We start from the raw sequence: 772 nt of genomic DNA, 5'->3' as shown, positions 1-772 counted from the left end.
AACTGAAGCTCACCGAACGTTGATCCGGCATCACGCGAACTCACGCGAATTTGTTCGCAGGCTCAACTCTAGCGCGCAGAAGCTCGCCGGCAAGGCCTGAAAACATTATCTTTTTTTAATTACACTCGGCGACTTGGAGGCCCTAATTTGCTGCGCAGGGCCGGGAACCGCCGGCGATGCCTCCCATCGCGACGCGACGGAACCGGACGGCCCACTAGCTCGGAAGCAGAGCGGGATGGCCGCTCCTTCCCCAGCAGGAGGACGCGCCGTCATGCGCGCTTTGACATCTCTCAAGACTGCAACTCTCGCCGCGATTCTGATTGCCGCTCCGCTCGCCGGCGCCTACGCCGCCGGACATCACAAGGGCGCTCTCGACGCAACCGATCCAACCGACTTCACCGGACCGCGGGTGACCAGCCTGATCGAGCAGGTCCAGGGTGTGGATCAGGGCATCGCCGACGCGCGGCAAGCAAACGACATCTCGGCCTCGGAAGCGCAGCAACTGCATATGCGCGCCGCGCACATCAGCCAGGTGGCCGAGCACGTAGCCGCTTCGGATCACGGCAGGATTCCGGCTGCGCAATATCACGATCTGCTGCGCCGTCTCGACAATGTCGACCAGAAGCTGAGAACCGATACCGGCAGCGGCTTCCTGATGGGCGACGGCGCCGACGGCGGTCACTATCCGAACGGCTGAGCGGTTTCGGGCCGCGACTGCCGTTTCGAGACCAGGAAGGGACGATCTGGCGCCCGAGGGACCTGGCCCGAGGGC

General features: G+C 63.9%; 1 protein-coding gene. It reads left to right on the top strand.

The genetic code is table 11. The features are described 5' to 3' along the window. The first annotated feature begins 271 nt into the window (after window positions 1-271). Window positions 272-697, top strand: coding sequence for a hypothetical protein (locus EOA60_RS35465; RefSeq protein ID WP_067319480.1), 426 nt, complete (start codon window positions 272-274; stop codon window positions 695-697). Window positions 698-772: the final 75 nt, after the last annotated feature.

This window comes from Mesorhizobium sp. M1A.F.Ca.IN.020.06.1.1 (genome assembly GCF_004023265.1).
Classification (GTDB): domain Bacteria; phylum Pseudomonadota; class Alphaproteobacteria; order Rhizobiales; family Rhizobiaceae; genus Mesorhizobium.
The sequence above is the reverse complement of the archived record's forward strand: the minus strand, read 5'-3'. Positions and strand labels throughout refer to the sequence as shown.